Genomic DNA, 13290 nt, shown 5'->3' with positions numbered 1-13290 from the left:
GGGAGAACGTATTTGTTAACAGCGCGCAGAACGCCCTGTCAGACAACAACAAGCCGCGCCGGGGCTGACGCGGCAGGATTAACGGCAGCTATGCCGTTACTTCTTTTCCATCTCTTTTTCGATCAATAGCATCAGGATATGAATCACTTTGATGTGGATTTCCTGAATGCGATCGGCATAGCCGAAGTGCGGCACACGAATTTCGATATCCGCGCTGCCCGCCATTTTGCCGCCGTCTTTGCCGGTAAGGGTAATCACTTTCATGCCCTGCGCGCGCGCCGCGTCAATCGCCTTAATGATATTGGCTGAGTTGCCTGACGTTGAGATGCCCAGCAGCACGTCGCCCGCACGACCTACCGCCTCAACATAGCGTGAAAAGACATAGTCGTAGCCAAAGTCATTACTGACGCAGGAAAGATGGCTAACGTCAGAGATGGCAATTGCCGGATAGCCCGGACGGTTTTCGCGATAGCGGCCGGTCAGCTCTTCCGCAAAATGCATCGCATCGCAATGCGAACCGCCATTGCCGCAGGAAAGCACTTTGCCGCCCGCTTTAAAGCTGTCGGCAAGTAGCACGGCAGCACGCTGAATCGCATGAATATTGGCATCTTCGCTCAGGAATTTATTTAGCGTATCCGCTGCTTCGTTAAGTTCTGAACGAATAATATCCTGGTACATAGGGAGGTCCTTTGAGGAGAAAGAGTCCGCGCAAGTTTACCGAAATGACAACGGGTCGCAAAGCGTTACCCGGTAAAGCTGCGGCACGGTTAGCAACATAAAACCGCTGAGGCGCCCGCTATGGCTGGCACGGCGCGGGCGCTGAAGATTTATGCGCGCCTGGCGAGAAAAAGATCAATCGACCAACGGCGCCACGACGATATCGGCGCGTTGACTAATGATGCGCATGGAATGTGAGCCAGGTTGTAATTATTTTGTTGCCTGATTGCTAAATAACCATAACTGCTTTAAACCTGTATCCAGACCAACAGGTCAGACCTCTTACTTGTTACGGAGCGGTTCATTATGATGGTTCTTAGCATTGTCGCGACGCTGGCCTTGGTCGGCGCGCTTTTTTGGCACCGCGTTTCGCTTCCCGCCAGTAGCGCAATTCTGCTGTTGTGGACGGCGGCTATGGCCTTGTTCGATCTCTGGACGCCCTGGCTGCTGCTTCCGCTGGCCCTGATTCTTCTGCCGTTAAACCTGCCGTCGATGCGTCGTTCGATGGTCTCCGCCCCGATGCTGCGCACCTTTCGTAAAGTGATGCCGCCAATGTCACGCACCGAGAAAGAGGCAATTGACGCCGGTACTACCTGGTGGGAAGGCGATCTGTTTCGCGGTAATCCTGACTGGCAAAAGCTGCACAATTACCCGCAACCGCGCCTGACGGCAGAAGAACAGGCCTTTCTGGACGGCCCGGTAGAAGAAGCCTGCCGCATGGCCAATGATTTTCAGATCACCCACGAAATGGCCGATTTACCCCCGGAGCTGTGGGCTTACCTGAAAGAGCATCGTTTCTTCGCTATGATCATCAAAAAGGAATATGGCGGTCTGGAGTTTTCAGCCTACGCGCAGTCACGCGTGCTGCAAAAGCTGGCGGGCGTTTCCGGTATTCTGGCAATCACCGTTGGCGTACCTAACTCGCTCGGTCCCGGAGAGCTATTGCAGCACTACGGCACCGACGAACAGAAAAAACATTATCTGCCGCGCCTGGCGCAGGGCCTTGAGATCCCCTGCTTTGCGTTGACCAGCCCGGAAGCGGGTTCCGATGCGGGCGCGATTCCCGATACCGGCATCGTCTGTATGGGCGACTGGCAAGGCCAACAGGTGTTGGGCATGCGTCTCACCTGGAACAAGCGCTATATTACCCTGGCTCCGATCGCCACCGTGCTCGGCCTGGCGTTTAAGCTCTCCGATCCGCAGCATTTACTGGGCGATACCGAAGAGCTGGGCATTACCTGTGCGTTAATCCCTACCCATACGCCGGGCGTCGAGATCGGCAAACGTCATTTCCCATTGAACGTCCCGTTCCAGAACGGCCCGACGCGCGGCAAAGATATTTTCGTTCCTATCGATTTCATTATTGGCGGCCCGAAAATGGCTGGTCAGGGCTGGCGTATGCTGGTGGAATGTCTGTCGGTCGGCCGCGGTATTACCCTGCCCTCTAACTCTACCGGTAGCCTGAAAAGCCTGGCGCTGGCCACCGGGGCTTACGCGCGCATCCGTCGTCAGTTCAAGGTCTCTATCGGGAAGATGGAAGGAATTGAGGAATCGCTGGCACGGATTGCCGGTAACGCTTACGTGATGGATGCCGCCGCCACGCTGATCACCTACGGCATCATGCAGGGCGAAAAACCTGCGGTGCTCTCCGCGATTGTGAAATACCACTGCACTCATCGCGGCCAACGCGCCATCATCGATGCGATGGATATTGCCGGCGGTAAAGGCATTATGCTCGGCAAGAGCAATTTCCTTGCCCGTGCTTATCAGGGCGCGCCGATCGCCATTACCGTGGAAGGAGCGAATATCCTGACGCGCAGCATGATTATTTTTGGTCAGGGCGCTATCCGCTGTCATCCTTATATCCTGCGTGAAATGGGCGCCGCCGAACGTAACGATTTACCCGCGTTCGATCGCGCCTTGTTCAGCCATATCGGCCATGTCGGCAGTAACCTGGTGCGCAGCCTGTGGCTGGGCATTACCGCTGGCTACGGCAGCGCGACCCCGACGCGCGACGCTACCCGCCGCTACTATCAGCATTTGAACCGCATTAGCGCTAACCTCGCGCTGCTGTCGGATGTGTCAATGTCAGTGCTGGGCGGCAGTCTGAAGCGACGCGAGCGCATTTCGGCCCGCCTGGGCGATATCCTGAGCCAGCTTTACCTCGCCTCGGCGGCGTTAAAACGCTATGAAGATGAGGGCCGGAATGAAGCGGATCTGCCGCTGCTGCACTGGGGCGTACAGGATGCACTGAATCAGGCGGAGAACGCCATTGACGATCTGCTGCGTAACTTCCCCAACACGGCGGTCGCGGCGATGCTGCGCCTGACGATCTTCCCGGCGGGCCGTCATTGCCGCGCGCCATCGGATCGACTTGACCATCAGCTGGCGAAGCTGTTACAGGCGCCGTCCGCGACCCGCTCCCGCCTGGGTCGCGGTCAGTATCTGACGCCGAGCGAGCATAACCCCGCCGGGCAGCTGGAAGCGGCGCTGCAGGATGTGATGGCAGCGGAAGTGATTCACGACCGCCTCTGCAAGCAGCTGAAAAAGCATCTGTCGTTTACCCGGCTTGATGAGCTGGCGCAGCGCGCGTTGCATGAGGAGTGGATTACCCCACAGGAAGCGGACGTGCTGGTGCGTGCCGAAGCCAGCCGTTTACGCTCCATTAACGTTGATGAGTTTGAGGCCGATGCGTTGGCCACCCAGCCGGTAAAGCAGGCGCAGACGCCGGAGCGTAAAAGCGAAGCCGCCTAGGCGTGAAGCTGCATAACAGAGCGGGCCGTCAAATGACGGCCCGCTTTTTTACGTTTCGTGATCCTTCGGCTGTATCGAAGCCCGAAGGCCAGCAGTTATATATTAAGATGCCCTTACTGTGATTTCTGCCGTATCAGCAACAGCGCTTTTAAAACCAGGCTGCTCGACACGGATAAAGTGACATAGGAAAAAAGCGATAAGGTATAACGCCGTATAGGCAATCACTACGCCAATGGTACTGAAATAAGGCAGCAGAACCGCTGCAATAGCCGGAGCGAAGAAGTTAGACATACCTGCGGAAAGATTGTAGACCGAAATAGCCGCACCTTTGTGACGAGGCTCCAGCGCCGGGAATACGGCCGCCATAGGCACAAATGCCGCTACAAAAATACCTAATGCAATTGCCGGGATCAGTGCCATACCGAAATTATGGCCGAAGTAGTGCGGTACATAGTAAAACGCCATGCTTGATGCCGCCATGCCAAGACAGCCAAACCAGCGGACAACCTTTATCCAGCCCATTTTTTCAGCGATTATCCCCCAAAAGATATTGGAAAAAATGGTGGTAAAGAAAAAGACAGCCCAAACCTGTAACCATTCAGAAGTAGTAAAGCCCAGCTCATCAACAAACATCAGTGGCATGATCACCGCAAAACCGAACAGAGAAAGCGTATTAATAATTCGTACCATGCTTGAATACATAATGCTGCGGTTAGTAAAGAGCAAAGTGATTGCGCGGCTCAGCTCAACAAATTTCTCACGCGTGGTGAGATTATGCATATGCGTTGGGGTTTTCACGTTACGCAGCGCGATAGCAGCAATCAATCCGCCCGCCAGGCAGAAGAGCAGCGCTATCCACAGTGTACCAAGCTCGCCAACCAACGGAATAGTAAAGCTTGGAATATAGCTGCCCGCCACGCCGATCCCGATGGAGTAGACCGCCCAGTACCAACCCAGCGCCGAACTGGCGTTTTCGCTTTTTACGTTGTGAATAATCACTACGATGAAAGCGTAAAGAAACAAAGGGTAAGCGAAGCCACGGATGCCGTAAAAAAGCAGTATTAGCGTATAGTTTGCGTGCCCCAGTCCGAAGACCAGGAACAGTACGTGGAAAACGCACCACAGCACAAAGCCAATAAACATTGTTTTCTGCGGCGTGATAATTTCAGCGATAACCCCTGAAACCCAGGCCGAAAGTGCCGCAGTTAAACCATATAGGGTAAAGGCAAATGAAGCCTGAGCGGGTGAAAATCCCAACTCCTTGATGTAGTGAGACAGAAATGCCAGTTCGAAACCGTCGCCGGTCATAAATACAGCGATAGCGAGGTAACCCCACAGCAGATGTAGCGGTAACCCAAACCACTGTTTATTAGTAACAGACATAGTGACCTCATTTTTTATACAGGGGTGTTCCCCCGGCCGGTACCGGGGAATTTTTATTTAAAAGAAATCAATTATTTCTAAGGTGCAGGTCGTTCAGATACAGCGTCTTAAATTGCCTGTATCTTTTCATTAAACTGTCATGTTGCTCAGGACGAGCTAGCCAGGTCTGGTGGATTTCTGGTTTCTTGCAAACCGTATCCAAATTTTTACCCGTGGCCAGGTATGCCAGCCGCGCGGCGCCTAGCGCACCACCGGTTTCTCCCCCTTTATGCGTTATAATCGGCATATTGAGAATATCCGCCAGTAATTGCGCCCAAAACGGGCTTCGCGCCCCGCCCCCAACCAACGGACACTGCTCAATATGCGTGCCGCTTTCGAGCAACGCGCTTAGCCCATCGGCGAGGCCGAAGCTAACGCCTTCCAACACGGCGTACCCCATCGTTGCGCGATTGCTGGCATGGGTCAGACCGTAAAACATGCCTTTGGCATCCGGATCGTTATGAGGCGTTCGTTCGCCAGACAGATAAGGCAGGAACATCGGGGCAGTGCCTTTTTCGCTGTCGCTCAGTTGCGCTACTTCTTCCAGTAACGCCATTTCGGTTACTCCTACCAGACGGCAGAACCATTGCAAGCAGCTTGCGGCGCTCAGCATTACGCTCATCTGATGCCAACGTTTGGGTAATACATGGCAAAATGCATGAACGGCTGAGGCTGGCGCCGGGCGATAGGTTTCATTAACCACAAATAAAACGCCGGACGTGCCAAGGGAAATAAAGGCATCTCCCGGGTTTATCGCGCCAACGCCAACCGCACTGACCGCGTTATCGCCTCCGCCGCCAGCAACAACGACTGACGGGTTTAGTCCCCAACGTTTGGCTATATCCGGCGCAATGGTTGCGGATATTTCGTTACCTTCGACCAATTTAGGCATGTTGTGTCTTGAAAGGCTGCATTTTTCCAGCAGAGCGTCAGACCAGTCACGCCTGGCAACATCGAGCCAGAGGGTTCCTGAAGCGTCGGACAGGTCAGAAATTTTTTCGCCTGTCATTCGGAAACGCAAAAAGTCCTTTGGCAACAAAACGGTGTCGATTCGTTTAAAGTTTTCAGGCTCGTGCCTGCGGACCCATAGCAATTTCGGGGCGGTAAAACCAGGCATAGCAAGATTGCCGGCTATCGCATGCAACTCAGGGAAAATTTCTTCAAGCTCCGCACATTCCAGGGCGCTGCGGGTATCGTTCCATAAAATCGCGGGACGAATGGCCTCCCCTGCCACATCAAGCAATACTGCGCCGTGCATTTGACCGGAAAGTCCCACGGCTTTAATCGCGGCCCACGTTTTCTCACATTTTTCTTTGAGCGTGGTCATGAGGTGGTCGGTAGCTTCCCACCATGCCTGCGGGCTTTGCTCTGACCAGTGCGGATGAGGCCGCTGAATCGTTAGCGGCGTACTTTGACTGGTTACAATGGTCCCATCCTCATTAATCACTACAGCCTTAACTTCGGACGTTCCAAGATCGATGCCTAAATACATGGTTCACCTCTTAGCGGATCAGTGCATAAACAGCCTGAACTTTTTCACGCAATAGCGCGGCAAAATCGTCGCGGGCGGCTAATTCCCCAAACAGGGCTTTATCACTGGCAAAAAGTGCTATCGGATCTTCTGCCTGAAACATGGCGTGTATCGCATCCGCATTTAAAATGCCGTCCTGGTATTCATAAGGCAGTAGCCCTTGATGCCACTGCTCCATGAAAACAAAGAACAATGCCGGGAGCATGGCTGTGGCGTGTGGCACTGCGCCTCGTTGGTAGCATTCGAGCATTGTTGGGGTAACCATCGCCGGAATTTTAGAGAAACCATCCGCAGCCACACGCTGATTGGTATCTTTGATATGAGGATTGGTGAAGCGTTTAAGGACAACATCACGGTATTTCGATAAATTGATTCCATTGTCCCCAAGGCTTGGAATCACATCTTCTGTGACATAGCGCTCTGCAATGGCATAGATAGCTTCAGTCAGCGTACTTTCATGAATAAACTTTTTGCCCATCAATGTTCCGGCCCAGGCGATGCAGCTATGGGACGCATTCAGGATGCGAATTTTTGCCTCTTCATAGGGAATGACAGACTCAACCATTTCCACGCCTACCGCTTCAAGGTCAGGGCGGACACCGTGGAAATTGTTTTCAATCACCCACTGAATAAAGGTTTCGCTCATGACAGGCGCTTTATCATCAATACCGGTTTTCTCTTTAATGCGTGCGGGCAGATCGGCCGTCGGGCGCGGAGTAATTCGATCTACCATGGTATTGGGGCAAGTCGCATTAGCTTCCAGCCAGCTGATAACGGTCTCCTTACCTTGCAAGGTAAGAAACTCGACCAGTCCGTTATGGAAGCGCTCACCGTTATGGCGCACGTTGTCGCAGTTAAGCAGCGTTAACGACCCGGCGTTATTTGCCATGCGTCGCTCAAGAATGCGCGTAATCACCCCATAAATCGTTTTGTTATTCCCCCGCAAGTCATCAATCAGATCAGCATTACCCAATGCTAATTTATGCGCAGTGTTCAGGTAGTACCCCCCTTCCGTCACCGTGAAGGCAATCACTTTTGTTTCAGGCTTCGCGCCTTCATCAATCAGAGGTTGTAAATCCGCCTGCCAGGGCAGCAATTTTTGAACAGAGGTTATCTCCTCGTATACCCGCTCGCCTTCAGGGCTCACGGTTTCTAATACATATCGGCCCTGTTGCGCGATCAGAGCGGCAATCACATGTTCTGCATCGTTACGAATATTACCGGCCGCGATATGCCAGCCTGCATTACCTTGTGTAAGCAAACGGTGTAGATACCAAGCCTGATGAGCGCGGTGAAAAGAACCCATGCCAATATGTAACCAGGTATTTTGCGTAGTCATAGCGTTACTCTCCCTATCAGTTTGTATAAAGAATGTAATAGAACAATTATCAAATATAAGAGCTATTCGTCACAAAAGAACAAATGACCAAAAAAAATACTTTTGATCAACAAGCGTTAAAATAGGGTTGCCTACAGCATCTGCACGCGCCAAAATGCAAGCACTCACACGGAAGAGTTCACCTCTCCGTTTACATCATAAGGTGTTGAATAGATTGCTAACTGAAGAAAATATCCGGTTGGATCAGAAGGTCCGCGCCGCGTGGATGTATTACATTGCGGGGCAAAACCAGAGCGAAATAGCCCTTCAACTGGGTACATCACGCCCCGTAGTGCAACGCCTGTTAGCGGCAGCGAAAGAAGAAGGCATCGTTTCCATTGGTCTAAATCACCCTGTCGCCAGCTGCCTTGACTATGCGCTGATGCTCAAAGAAAAATATGATTTAGTGGAATGTAATGTCGTGCCCGCTTTTACCAGCGATGTCACGCTCGACAGTGTTTCCTTCGGCTGTTATCAACTTATGGAAAAATACCTGAGCAGTGATAACGAAAAAGTTATCGGCATCGGTTCAGGTTTAACCCTGAAAAAAACCATTAGACGTATTGACTTCGACAGCCCTAACGCACGTTGCGTGGCCTTAATTAGCGCGATGGACGCAGAGGGTAAATGTAACTATTACGATGATGTGCCTTTACTACTGGCAAGCAAAATTCAGGCTAATTATTATCAATGGCCCGCACCGCGTTATGCACATACGCCCCTTGAGCATCAAATGTGGTGTTCAAATCGTCTGTTCAACAATGTACTCAACGTTGCACAGCAAGCTGACGTTATCTTTGTCGGCATCGGCGCACTTACACAGGAAAGCCCGATATATAAAGATGGATTCATTACTCTTGATCAACTTGAGAAACTAACGTTACACGGGGCTATCGGCGAAATTCTTGGACGCTTTATTGATGCTGACGGAGAAGTTGTGAAGAGTGATATCAATAAATTGATCACGAGTTATGATATTCGCCGCAGCCAGTGCCCCCGGATTGCAGCCGCCTGCGGTGAAGATAAACGGCCGGTTATTTTTGCCGCGTTAAAGGGAAAATGGATTAATGGCTTGGTTACAGATGAACATACCGCCCGCTGGCTACTGACCCGTTAAGATTTGGTGACAGCCGCGCCTCGCTGTTAAGCGTTGGCGCAGTTTCATTGCATTGAATTTTCGTGTCGCTCGAAGCAATAACGGAAAATATCGCTTCGGGCATGGCCAATACAGCTCTTTTTAATCAGCCCTAAAAATATATTTATTCCCCTAGCCGTTCTGTCGAATACGGGCAATCAGCGTATCGATATTATCGATATGCGGCGCGGCGACGATTAACGTTTTCCCCAGGCTGATAGCGTGACGGATACAGTCAATGCGCATCGCTTCATCCTTAATAGTTTCCAGATCGGCCACGTGCGACATCCCTACCGTGCGGCGAATCAATTCACTGCCGCAGTAGCCGATACTGTCCGTCAGCACCTTCTTCAGATAAGTGCCCACATAGTCCGGCCAGGCCAGCGTGCGGTCGCGGCTTTTTTCCGTCGCCAACGCCTGGAAACGTTCGGCAAAGGTCAGCCACAGGGTGCGCACATCCTGCAAGCGCTGCTCGCGCCCGTCGGCGGCTTCACGCGTCGCCAACAGGCCCGGCAGCGCGCAGTAGTTCAGCAGCAGGTTGCCCAGCGCAGTCCCAACGTCAAAACCGACCGGCCCAAAATAGCCAAACTCAGCATCGATCGCCTTCAGGCTACCCTCGGCAACAAAAATGGAACCACTGTGAATATCACCGTGCAGATGCGCTTCAGCATGAGAAAAAAAGCGATGCTTTAGCCCGGCAACCTCATTACGCAGCCGTTCATCATGGCGTAACGCCGCCACGTCAGCTTCCAGCTGCGCCGGGTAATCGTTACGCGGGTGATCTTCATAGGGATCGGTGAAAAAGAGATCCTCAGTGATTTCGCACATTTCAGGATTGGTAAAGCGGATAACGCGCGCCTTTTTTTCGTGGGGATGCAGATAGAAATCAGAGGTATGGAACAGCGTTTGTGCCAGGTATTCCCCCAACTGACGCGTCGCCTGCGGATAGTCGCGTCCCTGCACCAGCTCGCCACGCCAGATGCGATGGCTGGAGAGATCTTCCATCACCATTACCGCCAGATCGGCATCGTAATGCACGACTTTTACCGTATGCTGCGGGCAATGACGATAGTGTTCCACCAGCGTTTCCGCCTCCAGCCGCGCCCGCTCCAGCGTTAACGGCCAGGACTCACCTACACAGCGCACATAAGGCAGCGCCTGTTTCACCACAATGCGGCTGTTGCCGTCACGATCGAAGATTTTAAATACCAGATTAAGGTTACCGTCACCGACTTCTTCAGCCGTCACCAGCGAAGAAGCATCGCTTAGCCCGCCAAATCGTTGCGCATATTCCACCGCATCGGCGGCAGTGAACGTCCGGTATTGCGACATGATCCGTTTCCTCTGCAAATCTGTAGTAAAAGCCGTTCAGACGTCTATACTTCCGTTCCGCATGTTGGCACAATATGCTGCATTAACGCAACATGGATTTCACTGTTATGCAAACTCTTCATACCACCAGTCTGCAGGTGCGCGATAACCAGCTGTGGATCCTCGATCAGCAGGCTCTGCCGCAGCAAAAAAACTGGCTGGACGCGAGCAGCGTTACGGCGCTGGTCGATCATATTCATGCGCTGCGGGTGCGCGGTGCGCCGCTGATTGGCCTCTCCGCCAGTCTGCTGCTGGCGCTGCTGGCGGAAAACGGCATGGCCAAAAGCGAGCTGAGCCAGGCACTGGAGGTGTTGCGCGCCGCCCGCCCTACCGCCGTCAACTTGATGAACAATCTGGATCGCATGAAGCAGGCGTTAGCGCAGGAAGAGTTTGTGGCGGCGCTCAGCGCCGAGGCGCTGCGGCTGGTAGAAGAAGATAAAGCGTTATGCGATAGCATCGCTCAGGCGGGCAGCGAACTGGTTACGCCCGGCAGTCGGGTATTAACCCACTGCAACACCGGCGGGCTGGCGACCGCCGGCGTCGGCACCGCCATCGGCGTTATCACGCGCGCCTTTCAGCAGGGGAAAATCGAACAGGTCTGGGTGGATGAAACGCGCCCGCTGCTGCAGGGAGGCCGCCTAACCGCCTGGGAACTGGCTGAGCTGGGCATTCCCAACCGCTTAATCTGCGATTCAATGGCGGCGGCACTGATGGCGCAAAAACAGGTGGATGCCATCTGGGTCGGCGCCGATCGCATTGCCGCCAACGGCGATGTCGCTAACAAAATCGGCACCTACAGCCTGGCGGTGCTGGCACGCTATCACCAGATCCCTTTTTACGTGGCGGCGCCGCATACCACGCTTGATCCGCACTGCCCGGACGGCAGCGCCATTCCGATTGAGCAGCGCGCCGCCTGCGAGGTGACCGGCGTATCCGGCAGCTTTGGTCAGCTACAGTGGGCACCGGAAAATACGCAGGTGTGGAATCCGGCGTTCGACGTCACGCCTGCGGAACTGATTAGCGGCTGGGTGTTGGATACCGGCGTGGTCACGCCGCAAGAGGTGGCGGCCGGTTATTTCCAGCCGCGGTAAAACGCGCCATCAGGGCAAGCGTGGATAGGTCACGGCAATCGGATCGCCGGTAAAGTTGGCGATCCACCCTTCCTGATTATCGAAAATACGGATCGCGGTAAAGTGCGGGTTCGATCCCATATCAAACCAGTGCGGCGTGCCAGCCGGTACGGAGATCAGATCGTTTTTCTCGCACAGCACCTGATAGACGCGCCCCTCCAGATGCAAGCAGAACAGCCCGGCCCCTTCGACAAAAAAGCGCACTTCATCTTCTGCATGCGTATGCTCCGCCAGGAATTTGGTGCGCAGCGTCTCTTTTTGCGGATTATCGGCGCGCATGCTGATCACGTCCCAACTCTGATAGCCCTTTTCCGCCACCAGCCGATCGATCGCATGCTGGTAAGCGTTAATCACGGTCTCTGCGTCGGGATTTTCGCCCAGCTCACGGTTGGCTTCCCAGCGCTCAAAGCGGACGCCGCGCGCGTTCAGCTGATCGCGAATCGCCTCTGGATCGGTGCTGTGCCACACCGGCACCGTGGTTTCTGTTTCGGTATAGATGGTCAATTCACTCATAAGGAAAACAGCTCCAGCTTAATCTGATCAAAACGGTTTACCTGGCGATGGACGCTCTCATTATCCGCTTCGCCGCGAATTAACTGCAAAGTCTGCCAACCAGCCTGCTGCGCGGCATCCAGCTCCTGACGAATATCAGACAGGAACAGCAGCGCGCTGGCGGGCAGGTTAATCTGGCGGGCAATATTTTGGTAAGCGCTCACCTCACGTTTGGCCCCGACATGGGTATCGAAGTAACCGCTGAACAGCGCCGTAATATCGCCCTGATCGCTATAGCCGAACAGCAGCTTTTGCGCAGCAACCGAGCCAGACGAATAAACGTACAGGGAAATCCCCTGTTCGTGCCACTTTTTTAACGCCGGCAAGACGTCGGGGTAGAGATGCCCGGTAAAATCGCCGTTGAGGTAGCCGCTGCGCCAGATCATGCCCTGCAGCGCTTTTAACGCGGTGGACTTGCGGTCTTCATCCATAAAGCGGTAGAGCACATCGATCAGCTGTTCCGTCTCCGCCTGCGGCTGAGCGATCTCCTGGCGCAACTCGTCCAGCGCGGCGGCCACCGCCGGATCGGCCATATGCGTACGCAGATATTGCGCCAGATGCTGGCGCGCCCAGGGAAACAGAACGTTATGCACAAAGCGGATGTCGCTGGTAGTGCCTTCAATATCGGTAACAATCGCGCGGATCATGATCTCTCCAGCAAACGGCGTTGCATTTCACAATTAAACAAGAACTCCAGCCCTTCCAGATGGCGACGCGCCTCCTGCACATCCCGGCCCCAGCAGGTCAGGCCATGCCCGCGCAGCAGAAAGCCGTAACGCAAGGAGTGGGTTTGCGCCCAGTCTTCAATGCGTGCCGCCAGCGCAGCGATATCCTGGTCGTTATCAAACAGCGCAATCGCCACGCTATCCAGATGGCTGGTCTGCCCGGAGAGCGACTTTTGCATTTCATAGCCCTGCAGCCGCAGCGCCGTTCCCTTTTCAATTCGTGACAGCACGGTGCTGTTCACGCTGTGAGTATGCAATACCGCACCCGCTTCCGGAAACAGCCGATAGATAAGCGTGTGCAGGCCGGTTTCGGCAGAGGGTTTGCGCCCTGACGGCGCCTGGCCGCTGGCGATATCGACCTCGATAAAATCAGCGGCGGTCAGGCTGCCTTTGTCCTTGCCGGATTCGCTGAGCAGGCAAACCCCTTCCCCGGCGCGTACCGACATATTGCCGCCGGTCGCCGGTGCCCAACCCTGTTGTCCAATCCAGTGGCAGGCAGCCACCAGCTGCGCCAGTTGTAGAGTTACTGTCATTGCGCTCCTTTTATCGGCCTCGCCGTTGCGGGGGAAACTTCG

The 13290-nt window shown here is 54.0% G+C and carries 11 protein-coding genes; 3 read left to right on the top strand and 8 right to left on the bottom strand.

All coding sequences use genetic code 11. The features are described from left to right. Nucleotides 1-96 precede the first annotated feature (96 nt). Nucleotides 97-678, bottom strand: a complete 582-nt coding sequence (gene lpcA / locus K6958_RS04800) for a D-sedoheptulose 7-phosphate isomerase (RefSeq protein WP_104956413.1) — start codon at nt 676-678, stop codon at nt 97-99. 345 nt (nt 679-1023) lie between these two features. On the opposite strand from lpcA, the gene fadE reads away from it, so the two are divergent. Next, nucleotides 1024-3471: an acyl-CoA dehydrogenase FadE gene (gene fadE, locus K6958_RS04795; protein ID WP_249893588.1), complete on the top strand. Its 2448-nt coding sequence runs from the start codon at nt 1024-1026 to the stop codon at nt 3469-3471. 102 nt (nt 3472-3573) lie between these two features. Here the strand turns inward: fadE and K6958_RS04790 are convergent, their stop codons facing one another. From K6958_RS04790 to dalD, 3 genes are all read right to left on the bottom strand, one after another. Next, a complete protein-coding gene (locus K6958_RS04790) occupies nt 3574-4854 on the bottom strand; it encodes an RbtT/DalT/CsbX family MFS transporter (RefSeq protein WP_249893587.1) in 1281 nt (426 codons plus the stop codon). 67 nt (nt 4855-4921) lie between these two features. Then, on the bottom strand, nt 4922-6385 hold the full coding sequence (gene xylB, locus K6958_RS04785; RefSeq protein ID WP_249893586.1) for a xylulokinase: 1464 nt from the start codon (nt 6383-6385) through the stop codon (nt 4922-4924). A 10-nt stretch (nt 6386-6395) separates the two neighbouring features. Next, nucleotides 6396-7763, bottom strand: a complete 1368-nt coding sequence (dalD, locus tag K6958_RS04780; protein ID WP_249893585.1) for a D-arabinitol 4-dehydrogenase — start codon at nt 7761-7763, stop codon at nt 6396-6398. 265 nt (nt 7764-8028) lie between these two features. On the opposite strand from dalD, the gene K6958_RS04775 reads away from it, so the two are divergent. Further along, nucleotides 8029-8919 (top strand): sugar-binding transcriptional regulator, encoded by an 891-nt coding sequence (locus K6958_RS04775; protein ID WP_434085211.1) that lies wholly within the window; start codon nt 8029-8031, stop codon nt 8917-8919. Between the two features lie 150 nt (nt 8920-9069). Here the strand turns inward: K6958_RS04775 and mtnK are convergent, their stop codons facing one another. Then, the gene (gene mtnK, locus K6958_RS04770; RefSeq protein ID WP_249893583.1) at nt 9070-10269 is read right to left on the bottom strand and encodes an S-methyl-5-thioribose kinase; all 1200 of its coding nucleotides are present in this window, start codon (nt 10267-10269) and stop codon (nt 9070-9072) included. A 107-nt stretch (nt 10270-10376) separates the two neighbouring features. Between mtnK and mtnA the strand changes: the two genes are divergently transcribed. Then, entirely contained in the window at nt 10377-11399 is a 1023-nt protein-coding gene (gene mtnA / locus K6958_RS04765; RefSeq protein ID WP_249893582.1) for an S-methyl-5-thioribose-1-phosphate isomerase, read from the top strand. Nucleotides 11400-11408: 9 nt separating this feature from the next. Here mtnA and K6958_RS04760 read toward each other — a convergent pair whose 3' ends face one another. The 3 genes from K6958_RS04760 to K6958_RS04750 are packed head-to-tail and all read right to left on the bottom strand — an operon-like array spanning nt 11409 to nt 13248. Next, on the bottom strand, nt 11409-11951 hold the full coding sequence (locus K6958_RS04760) for a 1,2-dihydroxy-3-keto-5-methylthiopentene dioxygenase (RefSeq protein ID WP_249893581.1): 543 nt from the start codon (nt 11949-11951) through the stop codon (nt 11409-11411). Beyond that, nucleotides 11948-12637: an acireductone synthase gene (gene mtnC, locus K6958_RS04755; protein WP_249893580.1), complete on the bottom strand. Its 690-nt coding sequence runs from the start codon at nt 12635-12637 to the stop codon at nt 11948-11950. The genes K6958_RS04760 and mtnC overlap by 4 nt, the downstream gene beginning before the upstream one ends. Continuing rightward, the gene (locus K6958_RS04750; RefSeq protein ID WP_249893579.1) at nt 12634-13248 is read right to left on the bottom strand and encodes a methylthioribulose 1-phosphate dehydratase; all 615 of its coding nucleotides are present in this window, start codon (nt 13246-13248) and stop codon (nt 12634-12636) included. The genes mtnC and K6958_RS04750 overlap by 4 nt, the downstream gene beginning before the upstream one ends. Nucleotides 13249-13290 lie beyond the last annotated feature (42 nt).

The organism is Mixta hanseatica, from assembly GCF_023517775.1.
Lineage (GTDB): Bacteria > Pseudomonadota > Gammaproteobacteria > Enterobacterales > Enterobacteriaceae > Mixta > Mixta hanseatica.
The sequence above is the reverse complement of the archived record's forward strand: the minus strand, read 5'-3'. Positions and strand labels throughout refer to the sequence as shown.

Bases quoted from the DNA above. Each gene is read 5' to 3' on its own strand.
- lpcA (WP_104956413.1), bottom strand. From the start codon at position 678: ATGTACCAGGATATTATTCGTTCAGAACTTAACGAAGCAGCGGATACG.
- fadE (WP_249893588.1), top strand. From the start codon at position 1,024: ATGATGGTTCTTAGCATTGTCGCGACGCTGGCCTTGGTCGGCGCGCTT.
- K6958_RS04790 (WP_249893587.1), bottom strand. From the start codon at position 4,854: ATGTCTGTTACTAATAAACAGTGGTTTGGGTTACCGCTACATCTGCTG.
- xylB (WP_249893586.1), bottom strand. From the start codon at position 6,385: ATGTATTTAGGCATCGATCTTGGAACGTCCGAAGTTAAGGCTGTAGTG.
- dalD (WP_249893585.1), bottom strand. From the start codon at position 7,763: ATGACTACGCAAAATACCTGGTTACATATTGGCATGGGTTCTTTTCAC.
- K6958_RS04775 (WP_434085211.1), top strand. From the start codon at position 8,029: ATGTATTACATTGCGGGGCAAAACCAGAGCGAAATAGCCCTTCAACTG.
- mtnK (WP_249893583.1), bottom strand. From the start codon at position 10,269: ATGTCGCAATACCGGACGTTCACTGCCGCCGATGCGGTGGAATATGCG.
- mtnA (WP_249893582.1), top strand. From the start codon at position 10,377: ATGCAAACTCTTCATACCACCAGTCTGCAGGTGCGCGATAACCAGCTG.
- K6958_RS04760 (WP_249893581.1), bottom strand. From the start codon at position 11,951: ATGAGTGAATTGACCATCTATACCGAAACAGAAACCACGGTGCCGGTG.
- mtnC (WP_249893580.1), bottom strand. From the start codon at position 12,637: ATGATCCGCGCGATTGTTACCGATATTGAAGGCACTACCAGCGACATC.
- K6958_RS04750 (WP_249893579.1), bottom strand. From the start codon at position 13,248: ATGACAGTAACTCTACAACTGGCGCAGCTGGTGGCTGCCTGCCACTGG.